Annotated in this window: 19 protein-coding genes and 1 pseudogene; 15 read left to right on the top strand and 5 right to left on the bottom strand. The window is 34.0% G+C overall.

Annotated features, from left to right (window positions below; translation table 11 throughout):
- The 8 genes and pseudogenes from BMZ41_RS15110 to BMZ41_RS15080 form a co-directional block, all read left to right on the top strand.
- Window positions 1-567 (top strand): annotated as a pseudogene (locus BMZ41_RS15110) (transposase); the annotation flags it as partial.
- A gap of 313 nt (window positions 568-880) precedes the next feature.
- Window positions 881-1,033: a hypothetical protein gene (locus BMZ41_RS15745; RefSeq protein WP_177184261.1), complete on the top strand. Its 153-nt coding sequence runs from the start codon at window positions 881-883 to the stop codon at window positions 1,031-1,033.
- A 57-nt stretch (window positions 1,034-1,090) separates the two neighbouring features.
- Window positions 1,091-2,164, top strand: coding sequence for a radical SAM/SPASM domain-containing protein (locus BMZ41_RS15105; protein WP_090531219.1), 1,074 nt, complete (start codon window positions 1,091-1,093; stop codon window positions 2,162-2,164).
- Window positions 2,161-2,481, top strand: coding sequence for a hypothetical protein (locus tag BMZ41_RS15100; RefSeq protein ID WP_090531216.1), 321 nt, complete (start codon window positions 2,161-2,163; stop codon window positions 2,479-2,481). Before BMZ41_RS15105 ends, BMZ41_RS15100 begins: the two co-directional genes overlap by 4 nt.
- Complete coding sequence (locus BMZ41_RS15095) at window positions 2,453-3,910, top strand: B12-binding domain-containing radical SAM protein (RefSeq protein WP_090531213.1); 1,458 nt, start codon at window positions 2,453-2,455, stop codon at window positions 3,908-3,910. Before BMZ41_RS15100 ends, BMZ41_RS15095 begins: the two co-directional genes overlap by 29 nt.
- Before the next feature lies 1 nt (window position 3,911).
- Window positions 3,912-5,069: an MFS transporter gene (locus tag BMZ41_RS15090; RefSeq protein WP_090531211.1), complete on the top strand. Its 1,158-nt coding sequence runs from the start codon at window positions 3,912-3,914 to the stop codon at window positions 5,067-5,069.
- Entirely contained in the window at window positions 5,066-7,162 is a 2,097-nt protein-coding gene (locus BMZ41_RS15085) for a carbamoyltransferase C-terminal domain-containing protein (RefSeq protein WP_090531208.1), read from the top strand. The genes BMZ41_RS15090 and BMZ41_RS15085 overlap by 4 nt, the downstream gene beginning before the upstream one ends.
- The gene (locus tag BMZ41_RS15080) at window positions 7,155-8,357 is read left to right on the top strand and encodes a metallopeptidase TldD-related protein (protein WP_090531205.1); all 1,203 of its coding nucleotides are present in this window, start codon (window positions 7,155-7,157) and stop codon (window positions 8,355-8,357) included. The genes BMZ41_RS15085 and BMZ41_RS15080 overlap by 8 nt, the downstream gene beginning before the upstream one ends.
- A gap of 306 nt (window positions 8,358-8,663) precedes the next feature.
- On the opposite strand, the gene BMZ41_RS15075 is transcribed toward BMZ41_RS15080, so the two are convergent.
- Window positions 8,664-9,278: an IS66 family transposase gene (locus tag BMZ41_RS15075; protein WP_090531202.1), complete on the bottom strand. Its 615-nt coding sequence runs from the start codon at window positions 9,276-9,278 to the stop codon at window positions 8,664-8,666.
- Here BMZ41_RS15075 and BMZ41_RS15070 point away from each other — a divergent pair.
- The 7 genes from BMZ41_RS15070 (at window position 9,277) to BMZ41_RS15040 (ending at window position 15,594) form a co-directional block, all read left to right on the top strand.
- Window positions 9,277-9,870 (top strand): IS66 family transposase, encoded by a 594-nt coding sequence (locus BMZ41_RS15070; RefSeq protein WP_330388918.1) that lies wholly within the window; start codon window positions 9,277-9,279, stop codon window positions 9,868-9,870. The two genes, BMZ41_RS15075 and BMZ41_RS15070, sit on opposite strands and share 2 nt — an antisense overlap.
- Window positions 9,871-10,420: 550 nt before the next feature.
- Window positions 10,421-10,837, top strand: a complete 417-nt coding sequence (locus BMZ41_RS15065; protein WP_090531199.1) for a hypothetical protein — start codon at window positions 10,421-10,423, stop codon at window positions 10,835-10,837.
- A 17-nt stretch (window positions 10,838-10,854) separates the two neighbouring features.
- On the top strand, window positions 10,855-11,478 hold the full coding sequence (locus BMZ41_RS15060) for a TIR domain-containing protein (RefSeq protein WP_090531196.1): 624 nt from the start codon (window positions 10,855-10,857) through the stop codon (window positions 11,476-11,478).
- 35 nt (window positions 11,479-11,513) lie between these two features.
- On the top strand, window positions 11,514-12,197 hold the full coding sequence (locus BMZ41_RS15055) for a hypothetical protein (protein WP_090531193.1): 684 nt from the start codon (window positions 11,514-11,516) through the stop codon (window positions 12,195-12,197).
- 144 nt (window positions 12,198-12,341) lie between these two features.
- Complete coding sequence (locus tag BMZ41_RS15050; protein WP_090531190.1) at window positions 12,342-12,632, top strand: HNH endonuclease; 291 nt, start codon at window positions 12,342-12,344, stop codon at window positions 12,630-12,632.
- Entirely contained in the window at window positions 12,629-12,808 is a 180-nt protein-coding gene (locus BMZ41_RS15045) for a hypothetical protein (protein WP_090531187.1), read from the top strand. Before BMZ41_RS15050 ends, BMZ41_RS15045 begins: the two co-directional genes overlap by 4 nt.
- A gap of 563 nt (window positions 12,809-13,371) precedes the next feature.
- Window positions 13,372-15,594, top strand: coding sequence for an NlpC/P60 family protein (locus BMZ41_RS15040; RefSeq protein ID WP_090531186.1), 2,223 nt, complete (start codon window positions 13,372-13,374; stop codon window positions 15,592-15,594).
- Window positions 15,595-15,650: 56 nt separating this feature from the next.
- On the opposite strand, the gene BMZ41_RS15035 is transcribed toward BMZ41_RS15040, so the two are convergent.
- From BMZ41_RS15035 to istA, 4 genes are all read right to left on the bottom strand, one after another.
- Window positions 15,651-16,535: a YARHG domain-containing protein gene (locus BMZ41_RS15035; protein WP_090531183.1), complete on the bottom strand. Its 885-nt coding sequence runs from the start codon at window positions 16,533-16,535 to the stop codon at window positions 15,651-15,653.
- Between the two features lie 511 nt (window positions 16,536-17,046).
- Window positions 17,047-17,646 carry a hypothetical protein gene (locus BMZ41_RS15030; RefSeq protein ID WP_090531180.1) on the bottom strand — a complete coding sequence of 200 codons (600 nt, stop codon included), beginning with the start codon at window positions 17,644-17,646 and terminating at the stop codon, window positions 17,047-17,049.
- A gap of 1,013 nt (window positions 17,647-18,659) precedes the next feature.
- Window positions 18,660-19,451, bottom strand: a complete 792-nt coding sequence (gene istB / locus BMZ41_RS15025) for an IS21-like element helper ATPase IstB (RefSeq protein ID WP_177184204.1) — start codon at window positions 19,449-19,451, stop codon at window positions 18,660-18,662.
- A gap of 14 nt (window positions 19,452-19,465) precedes the next feature.
- Window positions 19,466-21,031, bottom strand: a complete 1,566-nt coding sequence (gene istA / locus BMZ41_RS15020) for an IS21 family transposase (protein WP_090529170.1) — start codon at window positions 21,029-21,031, stop codon at window positions 19,466-19,468.
- Window positions 21,032-21,185 lie beyond the last annotated feature (154 nt).

Below are 21,185 nucleotides of genomic sequence, written 5' to 3'. Positions count from 1 at the left end.
CTTTATGACAAGATTCAAAACATTGGCATGGAAAAATGTGTTGTTGATGCTGGTTATAAAACTCCTGCCATTGCAAAGTTACTTCTTGATGATGGAGTCAAACCAGTTTTTCCTTACAAGAGGCCTCAGACTAAAGAAGGATTCTTCAAGAAATATGAGTATGTCTATGATGAATACAATGACTGCTATATTTGCCCTAATGACCAGATATTAAAATACAGCACTACAAACAGAGATGGTTATAAGGAATACAAAAGCTGTGGTCACATATGTGAGAAGTGTGAGTTTTTAGGACAATGCACAGCAAGTAAGAATCATGTGAAAGTTGTAACTCGCCATGTCTGGGAAGAGTACATGGAAGCATGTGAAGACATAAGACATACTTTAGGTATGAAAGATTTATACTCTCACAGAAAAGAAACCATTGAAAGAATCTTTGGAACAGCTAAAGAGAATCATGGTTTTAGATATACACAGATGTATGGCAAAGCGCGCATGATAATGAAAGTCGCGCTTACCTTTGCGTGTATGAATTTAAAGAAGCTGGCAAAGATACAGCAGGAATGGGAACTAGAAATGGCCTGATGAGAGACTTTTTTACACAAAAATCAAAATAGAATCTCAGAGAAAAGGAAAGAATGCTGCAAAACATGGTTTTGCAGCATCCGCTTTGTCTACAGTCTGGGCAAAGGTAATTACCTTTGCACTGCTAGCCGATTTTATGTTGAAGTATAGTTTGTTGAGTAAGAGAGAAGTCCGACAAACAGCGCATATGCAGAAAAGAAACTGATAATAAGCGAGAGAGAGGGCTGTTGACTAACAATAATCAAAGTGATACATTTAATTTAGTTGTAGTGTTTTATACAAAAGGAGGTTTTATATGAACAAGAATTCTAAACCCAACCAAATTGAATTGACACAAGACAAAAAGGATGACAAGAAAAAAGAGGGTGTTTCATTGAAAAGAATACGACCAGAAGTAGAATCAATACCGATGACATCAATTCAATGGAATAGAACAGCTCCATTCTAACATTTAATCTAAAGGCTTTAAAGGTAATTCTTTAAAGCCTTTTTTGGAGGTTAAACCATGGTAAATTTTCCTTTACAAGTTGATATTGATGTTACTAATGAATGTAATTTCAATTGTGAGTATTGTACAGCAAAATTTAGAAAAAATATAAAAGATGAATTGAGTGCTAATGAAATAGAAAAAATAGTTGATGAGCTATATGAAATGGGTGTATTGTCTTTTAATTTTGCAGGAGGAGAGCCCCTTTTAAAAAAAGGAATATACAAAATATTAAAACATGCGATTGCATTACCTTGTACAGACATAACCATGGTTTCAAATGGTTCGTTAATTGATAATAAGTTGAATGATATTTTAGAATATCCTAATTTTCATTTAGTTGTAAGTTTAGATAATATATCTTCAAGTGTAAATGAAAAATATAGAAAGGATACGCAAAAGGTAGTACGTAATATAGAAAACTTATTACGAGATAATAAGAGATTTGTTGTTTCACAAGTAGTTACAAATAAAAACATTAATGATTATATAGCTAATTTGGATAAACTTGAAGAAATGGGGATAAATAATGTGCTTCTAATCAAATATATATCTCAAATGGCTGATGATATAGATGATATACCATATCAAAGATGGAAAGAGTTTTTGTGTATGTTAACTCGGCTAAAAAAGGAAGGAAGATATAAAGGACTTATGTTGTCAATAGCCTGTCCATGGGAAATATATCTTCCATTAATGGAGGATGGGCTAAATTTGGACGAAATTTATAAAATATGGAATTATAAATCGCCTTTGTTGTTTGATATTTATAGGGAATCAAATGAAATGGGCTGTCATGCTGGGATAACGTCATGTAATATTTTGGCAAATGGAGATGTTTATCCATGTAGCATTTCGAAAATGGATAAACATCTATTATGTGGAAATGTACGAAACCAAAGCTTCAAAAACATATGGGAAAAATCTGAAGTGTTAAATAAATTAAGAAATATTAAAATCGATGATATAAGAGGTGGCTGCTACACATGTAAAATAAAGGATTTGTGTGGAGGTGGATGCAGAATCAGAGCATATAATAAATATGGAAGTTTATTTGCAGAAGATTGTTGTCCGTCAAAGGGGGGAAAATGAGGATAATAAAATACAATTCTGAATTCTATAGATTTGATAAAGTTAATGATGGATATATTGTAAGAGGTAATAGTACCTTATTGCATATGGATGAAATAACTGTGGATTTTATTTTTTATTGTTATGACCGTGGAATAAAAGATGGTGTTGATATTTTTATGGAAAAATATTTTGTTGATGAAGATGAAATGAAAGTGTATTTAAAAGAATTGAAGGAAAAATTGATAGCGAATACAGCTTTAAAAAATTTTGCAGAAGATATAGAAAGATATCTTGGAGGTAAAAGTGGTGAAAGTTTTGATAGTGAGTCCGTTTAGAAAGGGAAAGCTGATAGAGTCTGTTGTGTCAAATATTGAAAATTATGAAGTTGTTAACACTGCACCATTACAACTTTGTACATTGTTAAAAAGTCAAGGTTATGAAGTCGCATACTTGTCTTTACAAAATGTTTTTAGGACCTTCGAAAAAAAAGATATTGATAGGCTGGAAGAGATTTTGGGTAAATATTTGTGTGAAGTTCTAATTGTACATACAGATTATTACATGAATAACGCGAATGTAGCATGTTTGTATTCTATAAATCTCATTATTGACATAGTAAAGAAAAATAGACCTAATAGCAAAGTAATCTATTGTGGAAAACTAACAGAAATGCTGGGTGTTGATTTGCTTGAAGAGCACTTACCTAAAGTTGATGTTGCTATTAGAGGTGAAGCTGAGCCTGTCATAAAAACAGTATTAGAATTTAATTATGAACGATATAAAAATGAATGTGTGGGATGTTTATATCGGAAAGGTAGTGATATTTACAGCATAAGTGGCACCAACATCATAGAAGATTATAACAAATTACCACCGATAGAATTTGATTTTTTAAATGAGACAATACTAGAACTCGAAAAAATTGGAAAAGATATAAAAGCTTTGCCTATATCCATTCGAACCTCATATGGTTGTCCGTATTCGTGCAGGTTTTGTGAGAATACAGAAGATTGGCATAAGTATAGAAAAAAAGATAAACGTATATTACTAAGTGAAATAAGAAACCTGAAAGAAGCTTGTAACAATAGACTTCAACTTGTGTTTATTTCAGATGAACTATTTACTTTAGATATAGAACATATAAAAGAAGTTAAGAGTGTTTTTGAGGATAATAATATTATAGTTAATGGATTGTTTTCGCACGTAAGTGATATTACAAAGGAAAAAGTTGAGCTATTAAGAAACATAACGAAGAGCATAATCTTTGGAGGAGAATCTTCGCTTGATTCTGTACTAAATATATCAAATAAAAATAGTAGCTATGAGAAAATAGTTGAATCAGCTAAGTTAGTAAAGTCGAGCAATATTGCTGTGGGTTTTGAATGGATTGTAGGACTACCAAACATGAGAGTTGAGGATTATTTGCTTGATTTAAATAACATCTATAAATTAATTGCCTGTGAAATAGTTGATTTTATAGAACCATATGTTTTCGTGCCACACCCAAATACGTATTTTTATAATAATTGTAGAAATATTGGAATGACAATATGTGGAAAAAATGAAGATATGTTGGAAGAAGGTGGCTTTTCAACAGTTTCTTATAAAGACGGATTGTCTAATAAGCAGATAACAGTTATGTATTTGATTTATAGATACGTGATAGAAGAGGCTGAAAAGGCGAAGGGACATATATCTAAAAATATGAAGGCAGGATGCGTAAATATCGAGGATTTTAAAGACTATATAGGGGAATTTTTATAATATGAAAAAAAACATGAATATAATAATATACACCTATATGGGTGTAAACATATTACAAAAACTTGCGGATATATTGGCTAATGCGGTATTGACAGTATATTTACTAGCGAAAGGTTTTTCATATGTTGAAATAACTGTGTTTTGGAGTGTTTATTTGGCAAGTGTGTGTATATTTGATTTTCCAAGTGGCGCATTTGCCGATAGAATTGGAAGAGTAAAATCATATTATGGGGGTGTATTCTTAAGTGCGATTTCCTACATAATACTACTTATATCGTTTAAACGATATGGTTATATATGTTCATATTTTATAAAAGGGATAGGAACTGCTTTAATGAGTGGAAGTTTACATGCGTGGTTTGGATCAGAGTTTTCACATGAGCAGTATAAAAAATATTTAGGAAGGATAAAGCTATATGAAATAGTGATAATTGTACCAGTAGTTTTGGCACTGACTACAATAAAGGAGGCTTCAGCTGAAAATATATTATATATAGTGATTGTTATCCAAATAATTATGGGGATTTGCGCTGCAATTATTTTACCGGATAACAAAGGTGCAATAGACACCTATTTCAAAGTAAGTATAGCAGGATTAAAAAATGTTTTTAGTACCAAAGCACTTATTCTAGGACTAAGCATGTCAATTGTATCATATGTATTATTTACAGTATTCAATTTATTTTGGCAACCATATGCTGTAAACATAGGAGTAAAGCTTTCATTTTTTCCGTTGTTAAGTGCAATAAATATTTTTATTTCATCTGCCACTAGTTATGTGATAAGCAGGTTGAAAATACCACCTTTTGTATGTATGAATATTTCGTATTCATTCTTTGTGGCGGGATTTTTGAGCTTATTATGGAAATCTGAAAACAACATATTAGGATTAATTTGTTTTTGGGTTTTATACTCGGTGGCTTCAGGCGTTTTGTTTATAACGATTTCATGTATTATAAATGAAAATGCTGACAATAATAATAAAGCGACAGTGTTTTCGGTAATATCGTCAGTATGTTCGTTAATTACGATAGTGTTTCAACCAGTAGTTGGTGTACTTATGCAAGAAGGATATTCAGTATTGTTTACAGCAACTCTAGGTGTATTATGTGTAGTAATTGTAATATCTAATTTGATGGCGTACGGGAGAAAAAAATGATGAAAAAAAACCTGTATTCTTTAGGAATAAATAACTCTAATCATGATAGATCAGCAGCGTTATTTAAAGATGGAAAATTAGTGTACGCTATTGCGGAAGAAAGATTGGATCGAAGAAAGCATTCAGAGGGATTCTATGCAAATAATTCTCGGGGTGTAGTTGTTCCTCCGTTAAAAGCTATAAATTATGTCTTGAAGGCGGAAGGTATATCAATTGATGATTTGGATATTGTGGTAGCGGGAAAATCCATCAATAGCTGTAAACAAATCATTAGGGACTATTTGCCCATAAAAGATAAGAGTAAAATATACGAATTACAATTTCCATTTCATCATTATGCACATGCGGCAAGTAGTTTTTATTTTTGTAACGAAAAAGCGGATTATGTGCTTGTTGCTGATGAACAGGGGCATTGGATAGATGATTATCATTATGAGATGCTAACATTATTTGAGAATAGGGATAACAATTTAGTTGCTGTCGACAAAATTTTTGGTGATTACGATAATATTAGCATAGGTATGTTTTATGATTTTATTAGCTTTTGTTTGGGTTTTTCGGATGGAGGACTCCCTGCTGCAGGTAAAACAATGGGGCTATCTGCATATGGAAAAGGAACTATATATGAAAGACGCTTCTTTTCGCTCACTGACAACGGTATTATATTTAATTTTGATAATTTAATTGATTTTTTGCAAGTATATGGGATACTTGCCCGAAGGATAAATAGAAAAGATTTGCCAGTAAAAGTTGGAAATACGACATTTCTTGTTGAGTTGGCAAAATATGTAAATCCTATAAGCTGGAAAGATGAAAGGGCTGCAATGATTGCGTATGTTGCGCAGAAGGAAATAGAATTAATAATTGATGAATACTTAGCAAGAAAGCTTGGAAATAAGGGTAATGTGAAGCTTGCATCTGCAGGCGGAATTTTTTTAAATACAAATTTGAATGATATTATAAGAAACAAAGAAAATATTGAGGCATATTTTCCGTTTCCAGCCGCTACCGATGATGGATGTGCTGTTGGTCTAGCTTATGTAGGCGCTAAGTTGTTAGGAGAAAAAAATTTTTTCTCCACATCTATATATTTAGGAAGAGAATATAACAATAAAGAAATACTAGATGCGTTAAATAATTCAAGCTTACCTTTTAAAGAGGAAGAGACTTCCAGAGAAGTTGCAAAGAATATAGCTGATGGAAAAATAGTTTGTTTATTTAACGGCGCAGCGGAATTTGGACCTCGTGCGTTAGGCAATAGGAGTATATTAGCAAAACCAGATTCGATCACAATTAGAGATAGAGTTAATAGGATAGTCAAGCATCGCGAAATGTTTAGACCGTTGGCACCAGTTGTACAGGAAGAGTTTGTCAGTGAGTATTTCTATAATCGTGAAACTAGTCCGTATATGATGTTTGTCTCAACAGTTAAAGATAAGAGATTAGTGGGTATTACTCATACAGATGGAACAGCTAGAATACAGACTATCAATAAAAAACAAAATGAGATGCTATATACTATTTTGCAGAAATATAGTGAATACTCAGGTTTTCATATTTGTATCAATACGTCTTTTAATGTAAATAATGAACCAATAGTGGAATCACCTACTGATGCGATAAAAAACTTTGTAATTTCAGATGCAGATATACTTGCCATAGGAAATTATATTGTTGATAAAAGAGATATAGAACAGGAGTTTATTTTAAATAAAAGAGAGGAATACTTTAAATCGGACAAGGAAGCATTGCTAAAAATAATACGATGGAAGTGCCTAAATTACGAACACAGGGAGGCAGAATTTTACTTTAATATATTGTCTAAAAATGCAGTATTTAATGAATTGACAGAAGACGAGTATATGGAGTATTTATCCTTTGGAGTCAGTATCTATAGTGATTTAGATTCTAATATGTGTAGAGAGTATCTTGATAAATTACTTGGTCAGTGCTATCCCAAATATAATTATTCTGATTACTATTGTTTAAAAAATGAATTTGGTGAAGAAGACTATTCAAAGGAAGTTTTGAAACATATGAGAGAGATTGAACGAATCGGTTACATTAAATATTTGGAAAAGAGATATGAATAGCATAAAAACAATATCATATACAATAATAAAGCGGAGCGGGAGAGATAGATGTTTTTACATAGAGGAATTACAACATTGTTTCGAATTTAAAAATGGAATGTATTCAAATAAAAAGAATAGTGTTGATAGAAAAGAAAAAGCATTTAGTTTATTGAGAGTTAAAAATATAATTATTGGAAATACGTGTGATTATGCGGCTTTAAATGAAGAACTGTTTTATAAAGAAAAACTAAATGATATTATTAGTTTTATAGAGTATTTTTCAAAAACTAATGATATAGAATATTTCTTTAAGTGGCAAGTATTAAAAAAAACAATATCAAGTGCTAATCAGAACTATACGTTAATTAGCGGGGGACTGGATGTAGCTTTTTTAGTTCGTGGAAATGTAAAAACGGAGAGTATTTATTGTTTTTCAAGAGATTATGAATCACTGAAGAGTAAAATACTTGCAACGAGTGACAGAATAAGACTTATAAAGTCTTTTAAGCCAAGTGTGTGTGATAATAATATTAGTAAAGTATTATTATCTGGAAGAGCAGCAGCGATATTGATTCATGAGGCTGTCGGACATTTGTCAGAAGCTGACTTCTTTATTGATAACGTTGATCAGTGTAAAAAAAGTTTATATAAAAGTATTGCTTCTAGAAAACTAACTATAATAGATGATGGAAATATAAATAGTTCAGGATGGATGCCAATAGATGACGAGGGTGAAAAGAATAAAGCGACTGTGCTCATAAGGGAGGGGGTAAGAGAAGGATATATACACAATCTGAACACAGCTAGGGTATTTGATGTTATGACAACGGGCAACGCAAGAGTGACAAATGAGGAAGGATTTCCAAGAGTAAGAATGACTAATACATATGTTCAAAATGGTGATGACAATTTACATGAATTAGTTCATTCAGAAAAAGTATTATATATTGATAGTTTAAACACATGTTATGGATTTAAGAATATTTTTTTTAGCCCAGGACGATGTTATTATCTAAAGGATGGAAAAAGAGAAGATGTTTTGATAGAGAAAAAAAGACTAAGTGCCTATAAAGTATTAAACAGCATAATTGGTGTAGGTACTAAATGTGATGTTCTTGAAAGTACAGTGACTGGTTGTAAAAAGGGAATTGGTTTATTACCAGTTAGCATGTCATCACCACAAATTCTTTTTAGTGGAAATATTCTGAGTTGAATAAGCGTTGATAGATGTATGACGTTATTGATGAAATATTTATGCTTGTTAAACCCACGCTGGTAATTGCTAGATAAGTGTCTTTTTTATATGAATCATATTTGCAGAATAGTCCTTGTGGACGCTTGTGCCTCAGGGACTGTTTTATAGAGTAGTGCTATACAATAGATATCCTAAATGGTTTGAAAAAGGTGATGAATACAGAAAACTGAGCATAGATGAGATTACGAACAGGCGGTTTTACGTAAATGGTAAATAACCCGCCACCATGAAAAATTAATGCCGTCCACAAGGACGGCACGGGATTTACCTTGTTTTATTTTTTCGACATTCGTCGGGAAGTTTATCCGACCATGGCATCAGATCAGCTAAGACATCTTTAGGAACATTGTTCCTTGGATACTCCTTCAGCTGGCTCAAAAGATATGAGAAGTACTCATATGGCTTAAGCCCGTTAGCCTTAATTGTTTCTGCAAGGCTATACATCATAGCACTAGCCTCAGCTCCATTCTTGGAATCGATTATCTGCCAGTTCTTTTTACCAACGCAGAACTTTTTAATGCTACGTTCAGCATCGTTGTTATCAAGAGGTAGCTTTGGATCATCCAAGAATACGCGCAGATACTTTTCCTGATTCCGCGAATAATTAAGTGCAGATACCAATTTTGAACTTTTATCCAATCCTGGATTTGAGAGTGTTTCTTTTATCCACGCAAAATAAGCATCTACAAGAGGCTTTACCGACTTCTGTCGATTGTCTAAAACATCCTCTTCAGATGATTCTTTATATTTGTTATCTATGTGATAGATATAATCAATCTTTTTGACGGCTTCAGCTGCAATCTCCTGAGAAGGAGACAATGCTTGTTTTTTCTTGGCTGCTTTTAGGATTTCAGCAAACCTGCGCTTCGCATGAGCCATATCTCAGAACTGGAATAAGGCACACATCAGAAGGTATTGGCTGAGAGCCATTCCTAAAGGTCATGAAACGGATTACACTCATCCAGCGGTACAAGGACTTCTATACTGCGATAAGCTGTTTAGTTATGAAAGAGCCTATAAAGAGAAGGGACTTTCAGTTAAACAGATTTATAAGCGTCGTCTCAAGGATCAAGAGCCTGTGATAGATGCTTTCTTGGCGTGGCTTGATGGACTTACACCTAAGACTGGCGATAGTATAATCAAAGCGATTAACTATACCAACGGATGCCGACCATACCTGAAGAACTATCTTAAAGATGGAGCTTGTAGCCTTAGCAATAATCTAAGTGAAAATGCAATCCGTCCTGTTGCAATGGGCAGGAAGAATTGGTTATTTAGTGATAGTCAGGATGGTGCTAATGCAAGCATGATAATTTACTCAATGATTGAAACCGCAAAGGCTAACGACATAGATCCTGAAAAATATCTCGAGTATCTTCTCGAGAGTCGTCCGAGTGCTGGTTCGTCAGACGAGGAACTAGAGCAGTTAGCTCCATGGAGCGAAGCTACTCAGGAAGCATGCGCTATATAAAATGGAGTAAAATGCTCCATATGTTGAATGTCTGGCATCCAAAAGGATGCCTTTATTCATACCCTTCGGGGTAATACTAAGCGCTTACCAATCATATGTATATGCATTGTTGACAGATAGCAGAATAATAATGGATTAATATGAGGAATTAGAGTTATGTTTGGAATTGATTGGAACCTTGATGGTGATGTTGACATAATTGATGATATGATTACTCTTGATTTTCTTCTTAATGAAGATGAAGAGTCAGAGGATGATTCAAATAACGCTTAAGAATAATGGTTTCTTGTTGTTACATGTTGTTAATTCACCTATAATAGAATCGACATTAGGAAAGGAGGAATTGCCTATGTACAATACCTCAAAATCCCTCCAGGAGATGGAGGCCTAATCTCGATTCGTGGGTTGAAGCGAAGCTGCCCACTCTTATATATTAGCTGCTGAGAAGATTATCTCGGCAGCATTTTATATATAACATCAGTGACTATTCCATAAATGGTCATGAACAATGCTTTATAAACACAAGTGATAAATGTTAGGGGGATTATAATTGGGAGAAAATAGACGAAAACATATTGAATTTGTTCAAAATAATATAATTCGAATGAATCAACTTTCATTTCAAATTAAAGAAATGTCGGTTGCAATTTTAACAGCCTTATTAGGTGTATACGCGGCATTGCCTAATGATGACGGTTCTAGGAATAATCTCTATATATACATTGCTATTGTTCCACTTCTAATATTTTGGCTATTAGATGCGTATTATTTACAGCAAGAGCGAAAGTTTAGAGGGATATATAATGATATTAGGAAAGGTAAGGACACAGATATAGAAGTATACGATATGCCATTGGCAAGATACAACGGCAAAGAGTATTCTTTTATAAATGCTGCTTTTTCAAAAACTGAAATACCATATTTGGTAATCATTATTATGTTAATTTTGGGTACATTTTATTTATAGATTGGGAGGATTTTATTATGGCAAGAAGAGTATTTGTTTCGTTTAGATATAGTGATGGGCATTGGTATAAAGAAAGGCTAGAAAGATTATTTGATTCATCTACCGAAATTATTAATTGTTCTGAAGATGTTAATCGTTCTGGACAGTCCGATTTTACTATTCAGAATTACTTGTACAGTAAGTTGAGGTCTACAAGTGTCACAATTGTTTTATTAACTCCTAATGCATTATCTCATAGAAAAGATTATTTCGGTGGATATGATGATTGGATGTATGATGAAATAAGATATTCTCTTGAGGATAGAGAGAATAACAGATGTAATGGATTAATTGCAGTTTATACGCCTGAAGCTGCTAATATGGTTGTTAAACCATCTTCAGATTTAACAACTATATTGGACTTCGATAATTTGGTAAGAGCGAATATGCTGAACATTAAACCTAGCTATAAAAAGAATCCTAAGCCTGGTATATATGATAGTAATTATGATTCATATTGTTCTTGTATTTCTTGGGCTAATTTTATAAATAATTACGCATACTATATTGATATTGCAGCTCAAAAAAGAGAGGTAGCTTATAAATACGATTTAGTTAAGAGGCTCCAGACGGTAAATCCATATAGTAGTTTATTTAGATAATTATTTGATAATGATTAATTATCAGAAGGAGTGAGATGAATATACAAAATATGATAACAGCGGAAAATGTTGCACTTCTTTCCGTTATAATAACACTACTTATTTTTATTATGAGTAGACAAGCAGAGATTAGATATAAAAAGCATGAGGATAAAAAAGTTCAATATATAAAGTTAATAAATTTAATGAATAAAACAATGAAGAAAGGTGAGTTTCAAGAAAACTCACAAGGTGAGATTATTCTTACAGATGAGCAAAGAACGGAATTTTTTGATGTTGGTGCTTCACTTTTGCTTTATGGATCGACAGGAATATACCGTAAATACGTATTTTTTAGAGAATTCACAACTAATCCATTAATAAAGTGCTGCAGTTATTATAAAGAAAATCTAATTATTTATTTAATGGCAGATATTTTGCGTACCATGAGAAAAGAAGTAGGATTGAGCTTTTTTAATTCAATAAATGAAAATGAGGCATTAGCTTTTTTTGTTAATGATCTAACTAATAATCCCGAAGCAAAAAAGAAAGAGATAGATGCTCGTTTTCATTTATTTATGATACGAGTGGAATTGTTTTTTATTGATAGAGTAAATTTCATGTGGCTAAGTAAGTTTTTAAACTGGATAATTCGACCGTTGTTCGGGTGTACCAGGATTATGATTAAGTATTTGCTTGTATATCCTATAATACACTTGTTTTCTTCGAAAAAAAAATAAATACTAATCTGGGGCTTGAATGGTAATTTGAGTGACAATCACATATATATGGAAGTCTAATCTCGATTTGTGGGCTGAATCGAATCTTGCCAATTCTTATATATCAGCTTCTGAGCCTTGGCCTAGCAGCACTTTTATAAAATCATGAAAAGACGAAAGCGCAAAGAGAATCTCAAGAATTTAATATGGGCTAAGACTAACGGTATCTGTGCCAAGTGTGGCAAGGCTGTTGAGGCTGATAAGCGCACCATAGATCACTTCATTCCAAAGTATCATGGTGGGACAGATGACATCAGGAATCTTATACCATTATGTAAGGCATGCAACAGAGCTAAAAGCTCCAGACTTATGAGCATAGACGAATGCTGTCCATATCTAGGAGAAGAATATAGAGCTCAGATTCAAAAATACGCTGGAGGAGAGATAAAGTTATGAATAAGAAAGACCAAATGACAGTAGAAAGCTTTGTAAGCACAGGTATGGACCTGGAGACTCTGTACACCTGCTTTCCCGACTTTTCCCAGGAAGAAATAGCAGAGATTTACAATAACTACAAGGATAATCAGCCTGTAGGTGCTGATGGACATGCAATGAGCATAAACTGCTCATAAGAATAGAATCGGAGGGGGAAATTTAGGATTATATATAAGCCATTATACCGGTGTGTATAGTGGCTTTTACAATACTAAAAATAAAAAGTAGGAAGGACACAATTGTGTCCAAAACAGTCACTCTAGTTGTTTATAATCGTAAACGGTAAACCTATTTAACGTTTACTTTTATAGAAAGATATAAATCTATTTTAATAACATTGGTAACACGAAGATCAAGGTTTAGGCCTTGGTCTTTTTATTATGTTATTGGGTTTTTATGTAAATAAGTTATGCGGGGGAATTGACATCCTCAATGCAGCTCATTAGACTCACTTCCAATGAAATTATAAATGATATTAAGTCTGAATTAGAAGAGTTTAAACTGCCTAGGAATTTGAAACATCAAATAATTAGGCGGTTTTCATAACCGGAAATGAATACCTGGTTGTGCAGAAAACTGATGGAGGGTGATTATAGCCACCTACTTGCGCATAATATTTTTAATTGTTGTTTACATTTAATGTTTATTTCTCTTTTTTTTTAATGCGTGCGCAAAAACACATTATTTAGGAGGAATAAAAATGAATTTAAAAAGAGGAGATCGTAACAATACGGTAAAGTATTTACAGCAGGGGTTAAGAATGTTATGTATCAATCCGAATGGTACAGACGGTATTTTTGGAGCTGGTACAGAGACCGCTGTAAAGAAGTTTCAGTCTAAGAATGGTCTTTCAGCAACGGGTGTAGTTAACGACGTAACATGGAATTCAATGAAGAAGCAGATTATCCCAATTCAGAACGCATTAATAAAGGCAGGCTATAGTATTGGGACAGCTGATGGTGTAGCAGGTGATAAGACTTATAGTAGTGTGCTTGATTTTCAGAAAAAGAATGGATTAACAGCAGATGGCATGGTAGGAACAAAAACAATGCAGCTGTTAAAGGAGGCAGGTAATAAACCAGTTGTTCTTCAAATTGGGTCCAAGGGAACCGAGGTTAAGAAAGTGCAAGAGCGTTTAATTGCTTTAGGATATTCATGTGGTACAACAGGAGCAGATGGTGACTTTGGGAAGGGAACATACAATGCAGTTGTTGCTTTCCAGAAGAAGAATGGGTTGAGTCTCGATGGCAAGGTTGGTCCTAAAACAAGAGAAGTCCTTTTCTCTAATTCTGCCATCAAGAATGATACTGTTACTATCCTTAAGCTTGGTTCTAAAGGTGATGAAGTTAAGAAGGTCCAGCAGCGATTAATTGAACTTGGATATTCGTGTGGTAATGCTGGTGCTGATGGCGACTTTGGACAGGGTACTTATAATGCAGTTGTAGCATTTCAGGAGCGCAATGGGCTAAGTACTGATGGTATTGTAGGAGAAAATACAAGAACAAAGCTTTTTTCTAACACAGCGATAAAAAATGTAGAATCTCCTGTATTAAAGAAAGGTATGTCGGGAGATTCTGTAAAAAGAATGCAGCAGCGATTAATTGAATTAGGATATTCATGTGGTCGTGCGGGTGCTGATGGATCATTTGGATCTGGTACTTATGCTGCAGTTTATGAGTTCCAGCGTTGTAATGGTTTAGATATGGATGGTGTAGCTGGCGAAAAAACGCTCAATGTATTATATTCCACTAGTGCTATAAAATATACCCCAGATACAACGACTTCTAATGTTTCACCGGAGCCTTTGATTAATAATTCAGGCGACTTAATTGATTATGCTATTCATGTAATACTTAATGGCGAAGGAAACTATACTGCAATAAATGAGACTGACCCTATTAGTATCGGTATTTTACAGTGGTATGAGGAACGTGCTCATGATCTTTTAGTAGCTATGTATACACGTGATGCGAAAGCAGTAGAAAATGCTTTGGGGAAAGATTCAAAATTAGTTTCTGAAATTAAAGCAGATAGAAGTGTATTTGTTGGTAGATACCTTACAGTAAATGAAAAAACTGTTGTTAAGATATTATTAGGTAGTGAACTTGGTCATACAATTCAGGATGAAACAGCTAGAGCAGATGTTTCAGGTTATATTGATTACGGTAGGAAGTGTAATATTAAAGATGAACATGCATTGATATATTACGCAGATTTATATAATCAAAGCCCAAAGCAGACAAAAAAAATTGTGGAGTCAATATCAGGAGAAATAACCCTGGAAAAGATTCACGCAGCTGCAATGAATAACTCTGTTATGAACCAGTACTCAACTAGAAGAAATAATGCATATGATGCTGCAAAGAATTATTCTTCAAGTAATACTGGAACATCAGGTTCATCAGGTACTACAGATAATTCCAGCTTGGAAAGATTTGTAAATGTTGCTTTGGGTGAATTTGGCTATAAAGAAAAAGGCGAGAATATTACGAAGTATGGTGAGTGGTATGGTGATAACGGAGAGCCTTGGTGTGCAATGTTTGTATCTTGGTGTGCTAATCAGGCTGGTATCCTTATCACTAAGTCGAATCCTAATGGTCTTGTTCCTAGATACGAGGGAGTATCTGCCGGTATGGCTGCATATATTGAAAAAGAAAGATTCCAGTATAAGAAAGATTATACTCCTAAGTATGGAGATATAATGTTCCTGAAAAGCAATGGTGCATCGCATACTGCTATTGTAGTAGGATATGATAAAAATACCAACAAGGTATATACTATCGAAGGTAATTTCTCTGATAAGGTAAGCAAGGTGTGGAGAAGTGCTGATAATTGCGAAATTACTGGATATGGAACTAACGGCGGAACATCAAATGGATATATACTCAAAGATGCTGTAGCTGCTAAGGGAAGCACAGTATAATTATAATAGTATCAGAAAGAAGGAGGTCATAAAATTTTATGACCTCCTTTTAATATTTATTGGATACTATTCAACAATTCTAAATTTGCCTGTTCATATTCATTGAAAACATTATCTGAAAAATTTGCTGGAACAATTGATGGAGTATACCAATCCATTCCATTAAAGTAATTACTCATATCTGAATCATTAAAAATGTAACCATGTCGAGCATATATTTCATTTTTTGCAACTCGTATAACTGATTTCGGTGCGTCAGTAAAATCCTCAGCAGTATAATATTGACTATCCGTATTAAAAAGTGGTTCAGTTGTATTTGAGGTATCAGTACGTCCGTGAGCTTCTAAATAATCTATTATTTCAGGATAGAAAGAACAATTATTTCTGTTATCTTTTTCGCTGGTTTTTGATGGGAGAAATACATAACTTCCACTAATTCCAAAACCAGAGAGATTATCCTCGGACATAACGTAGTCGGTTATATTTAAGTCTATTTCATTATTTGCAAAAGTAAAATTTAGAGTTCCTTTGCCATCCCATCCATCATCAGTAAATGAATAAATTAATTGATTATCATGGATTTCTCCAGAAAAATCTATATCAGCAATACGATCAGTTATTCCTTGTTGAGAGAAGATAGAACCGGATGCTTGATTTCCGTTTGTAATATTAAGAGTTAGTTTTGTGCCACCACTTTCAAGTAATTCTTCATTGCTAATGCCATCTGTTGTCCAAACTCCAGAATAACTTGAATAATCATTTTCTTCTTTAGCTTCATCAGACTGTGATTCTATTATCTGCATATCATCTTTTTGTTCCTGTGGAGCTATAACAGTATCTCCTGATAGTCCAATCATTTCATCATTATCATCTTTTTGATTTTTACATCCTGTAATAATCAATCCACATAATAGTATCATTATGAAAAATCTTTTTTTCATTTTGTCTCGTCTCCTTGTAGTATATTGTTATAGTATTTTACATATTGTTTATAAAATATAATTTCTATATATAAATATGTCAATTTATTCAATGTAAAAATAGAAGAGAAAAAGATTCATTGTTATAGTTATATAACTCAAAAAAGATAACCAATAAATTGTAAGTAAAGAAATGCAAAGAAAAAACAGACTCTAAAAAAATCGACAGTCTGTTTTTCTATAAAAAAGATAGTATTATTTATGTAGGAATTGAAATGAACGGTGCTATTAATTCAATGGTATGTAATTCCATTCTTTAGAATCATCGATTGGTAAGTTTTGAGCAGGTTCATTGGGAATAATATATTCAACTCCATCCTCGCTAGGGGAAATACGTTCTTGTTCTTTTCTAATTGTTTCATGATCATCAATATTGTGGTGCTTGTGGTTAGTATAATAGCATAAATATAAAGCTAGAAGTATTATAAAACAAACACCTAATATAGTATATATTTTTCTCTTCATAACAGATTTAAGGTGTAAATGGTACACTATAAGTTTTTAATACACAATCGCAAATGCCTGTCTTAGCATTGACCCACGAACCTTGGTACTTGACAACGCAACAAGTAGATGAGCAAGAAACACAAGAGGTTGAAGTAGTTGAGAGATAATAACCGGAACTTTTCTTTGCATAGCCTGAATTTATGTATTTTACAAAGTATCTTTTGTTTGCGTTTGGAAATCTAGTTTCGATAGTTGCGAATACTGTTCCACTATAACCACCATCTTTTATTGTTTGATTATATCTAATAGCTTGATTTGGTTCTGCCTGAATAATATATTCTGCATCATATTGAGGTTCTTTTTCTATTTCTAAAGAATAACTTTTATCTGATAATGATTTTACTAAATCATCAGGAGACATTTTGTTATATACATTAGCGTAAAAAGCATCATAATCTACGATGGCAAATGTTGTTCCATAAGTAGTATTATAATTATTTATAGATGTTTTGTAGTCGTATAGCGTATAGTTTTGAGTATATGAAGCTTGAGCCATAATACTTGAACTATATAATATAAGACAAATTGATAATAGAGATAATAGTTTTTTTGTTATTTTTTTCATTACACAAACCTCTCTTTCTGTAAATGTATTTTTTCGCTGTTGCAACTGCTAATTCTAAATATAACATTAACCAAATACTTGACAATATGAACTGCATGAAAAGCAAGAATTGATGCGCGAATGGATTAATATAATTAGGATACTTTTGATTATTACAAGAAAGGAACGCAAATTGTTTGCGTTCCTTTCTGCATGATTGTTAATCAGGTAAGTATATTGTTGTCTCTTCGTCTATATCATAATCAATACTTTCATCTTCAATGATATAGTATGTTTCATCAGCACTCGTTTTATTTGCGGTAGTAAAGCATATTATAATAGTAAATCCTATGCAAATTATAAATACTATAGATCCAATAATTAATTTTTTATTGTTCATAATGTTTATTGATAATGAGCTTTACTATGAGTTCCATTTGCGTACACTGTCACAACATCTCTAAATGACAGATTTTTCGATGTAAATGGCAGAGTATACGCAACAGTATATGTTGCAGAATTTGAATTACTATTGGCTATAGTATTTTCTGTTACATTTGCTGATTTTCCAGTTTTACTAGTAATTGATAATTTACTGTCGCTTTTGTTGATGGTTACTGTTCTAAAATCATAGGTATAATTAGTAATTTGTACAACGTCATATGCTATGTTATTTTTATCATTAATTGCATAATGTGATGTTGTGGTGGTGGTGTACGTAGTAGTTGTACCTGCTTGGAGTAAAGATATATGATTATTATTCGATACTGTATTTTCATAATATGTTATCTAATAATCATCAAAAGAAATAGTTTCACCATTTTTTAAGTTAATTTCAGATAAACTTATAGAGTCAGTGAAATTTTCATCAGCCGCGTTTACTGGCAGTTGAAATATGCATAAAATCATATGATTATTCTTGCCAATTTGGTACAAGCATCCTGTAACATTCGGACAATGGTTCCTGTATTATCCGGACAACGGTTCTAATAACATCCGGACAGGATTCCTGTACCAAGTTGACAAGATGACATCTATTTTCCTTCAGTATAATTGTTTGCGTTGGAACTGTCATCTCCAGCGTCAGCTGGCTGATGTTCCACCGTAGGTCTTCTTGATGGACCTTTTAGGTCGAAACGATATGCGTTTCGCACTATTCTGTCAAGTACCGCATCTGCAATAGTTGGATCCTTGAAAACCGAAGGCCACTCCTTCACTGGAAGCTGTGCTGAAATAGCGATAGCTCTTTGATGATGGTAACGTTCTTCTACAACCTCAAGGAAATCCTGAGTCATTGGCAAGTCCAGTTGTTTCATTCCAAAATCATCCAGAATGAGCAAATCAGGTTTTACCAAGTCACGCATCAGCTTATTGTAGGAGCCATCGCCCTTGCCTATGGTTAAGTCAGTTAGAAGTCTTGTAGTTCTATAACATCTAACCGAATAGCCAAAGATGCAGGCCGCTCTACCAAAGGCTGATAACAAGTAGGTCTTACCCACACCAGTGGCGCCTGTGATTATTAGGTTATTGCCATTTTTAATCCACTGGCAATCAGACAGCCTTGCCACATCAGCTTTCTTGAGTTTTCTGATGGAATCAAAATCGATGTTCTCTAGCGTTGCCGTTGGCTCTCTGAGAGAAGCTAGTTTTATAAGTCTGTCAGTTTTTGCCCGTTGCCTTGCGTCGTACTGAGCAGTGACAATCATTGCCATCCTCTCATCAAAAGGTAAATCTTCTGATGCTGGTAACTCATCCTGTCTTGCATACTCAAGACGCATTGCATGCAGCTTCATGGCTGATAATTGCTCGGCAGTTTGATAATTCATGATGGGCACCTCCTTTACATCCATTCTCCGATACGGAGATTTTCATGGTGTGGAGTTGGAGTGTCCGCATCGGAACTGCTTTGCTTAATTGGTAACATATCCTGACCATTCTTAAGAATGTTTTTCAGGGTTGTATATGTGACAGAGTTAAGACTAAGTGCTTTTTCACAGGCATTCTCGACTCTGGTATCACCATAAGTATGGCTGAAGTTTATTACAGCCATGCAGGATTTATAAGCCTGCTCTTCAAACTCATAAGAGGCTAAAAGCTTATCAACAAAGTTAAAGGTGTTTGGACCAATCCTAAAAGCCTTTTGCTTGTAGTAAGTACCATTTAATCCATTGAATTCAGCAATGGCTTTATGATTATCAGGCATATGCTCTGTAGTGGTTACATAGCGCTGACCTGCGTACCTTCTTTGGTGTATAGCGATTCTGTTTCCAACGCTATCGAAGATTTCAATCTTCTTAGCATAGGCATGAATTACAACACTACGCTTATAGTAGCTATACGGAACAGAATAATAAAAATCAGCAAATTTTACATGATAATTGTTTGGCACCTTGCTTACTTTCCTAGTTGTAAAGGCTTCAAAACGGTCCTGTGGTAATGGCCTGAGTGCTGGCTTATCTATAGCAATAAAGTTACTTTTTCTTGTTCCAGGACGATGCTTAAATTTTACTTCAACAAGCTCTAGGACACGTTCTCTTATGTCGTGATTAAGAGCTTCAAAGCTGTAATAGATTCGTCCCTTAAGCCATTCTAGAAGCCAGGTTTCAAGCCAGCCAACACCGGATTCAACAGAGGCTTTATCACGAGGCTTACGCACTCTTGCTGGGATAATAGCGACCTGATAATGACGAGCCAATGCATTGTATGCCTCATTAATCTTTGGATCATAAAGGTTTGTATGCACAACAGCTGTCTTGCAATTATCTGGAACAAGTATGCGTGGCAAACCACCATACCACTCAAAGGCATCTATGTGAGCCTGATTCCAGTTAAGCTGTGTTTCATCAGGAAAAGCTTCAACAAATGGATACGAACTGTCACCAAGTGTTGTAACAAAGAAATGAGCTTCATGTTTTTCACCTGTGATGTTATCCACGACACAAGGAAGCGTATCGCCAATCCAGTCGATAAATAGTTCCTTGCCTGGCTCTCTTTCCTGAGGCATGACAACATTTTTACCAGTGTTGTCTTTCCACTCATTGTACTTGGCACAGAATCTGCTGTAACTGTATCCATCAGGATACTCAGGACGGTATTCTTCCTGCCAAATGTATTGGAGGTTTCTTCTTGGATTATCAAGTAACTCCTTGTGATAAACCTCCCAGTCAGGTTCTTCTTTGGTTTGCTTACGCCCAAAAGCGTCAGGATAAATGAGCTCATTAATTCTAGCAGGAGATAATTGTAAAGCATCTTGGTATGTGAGCCCACATTTTTTGCAGCGTGACAAAATTTCAGAAACAGTTGATTTTGAACAGCCAGCTGCTTCTCCAATCTCACGACAAGTTAGATGAATTTCTTCCTTCAAGCGAAGGATTTCAGTAATAGTCATCATTGGTAGACACCTCATTTCATTACCCTCCTTAGAATGTATTTACATACATTCTAAGTGAGTAGAATTGCGATGTCATTTGTCCGGATGTTTCAGGAACCTTGTCCGAGTGTTATAGGAACGCTGTCCGGGAGTTACAGGAATGCTGTCCGAGTGTTACAAGAATCATCAT

Origin of the sequence: Pseudobutyrivibrio sp. UC1225 (assembly GCF_900115215.1) — a bacterium.
Taxonomy (GTDB): domain Bacteria; phylum Bacillota; class Clostridia; order Lachnospirales; family Lachnospiraceae; genus Pseudobutyrivibrio.
The sequence above is the reverse complement of the archived record's forward strand: the minus strand, read 5'-3'. Positions and strand labels throughout refer to the sequence as shown.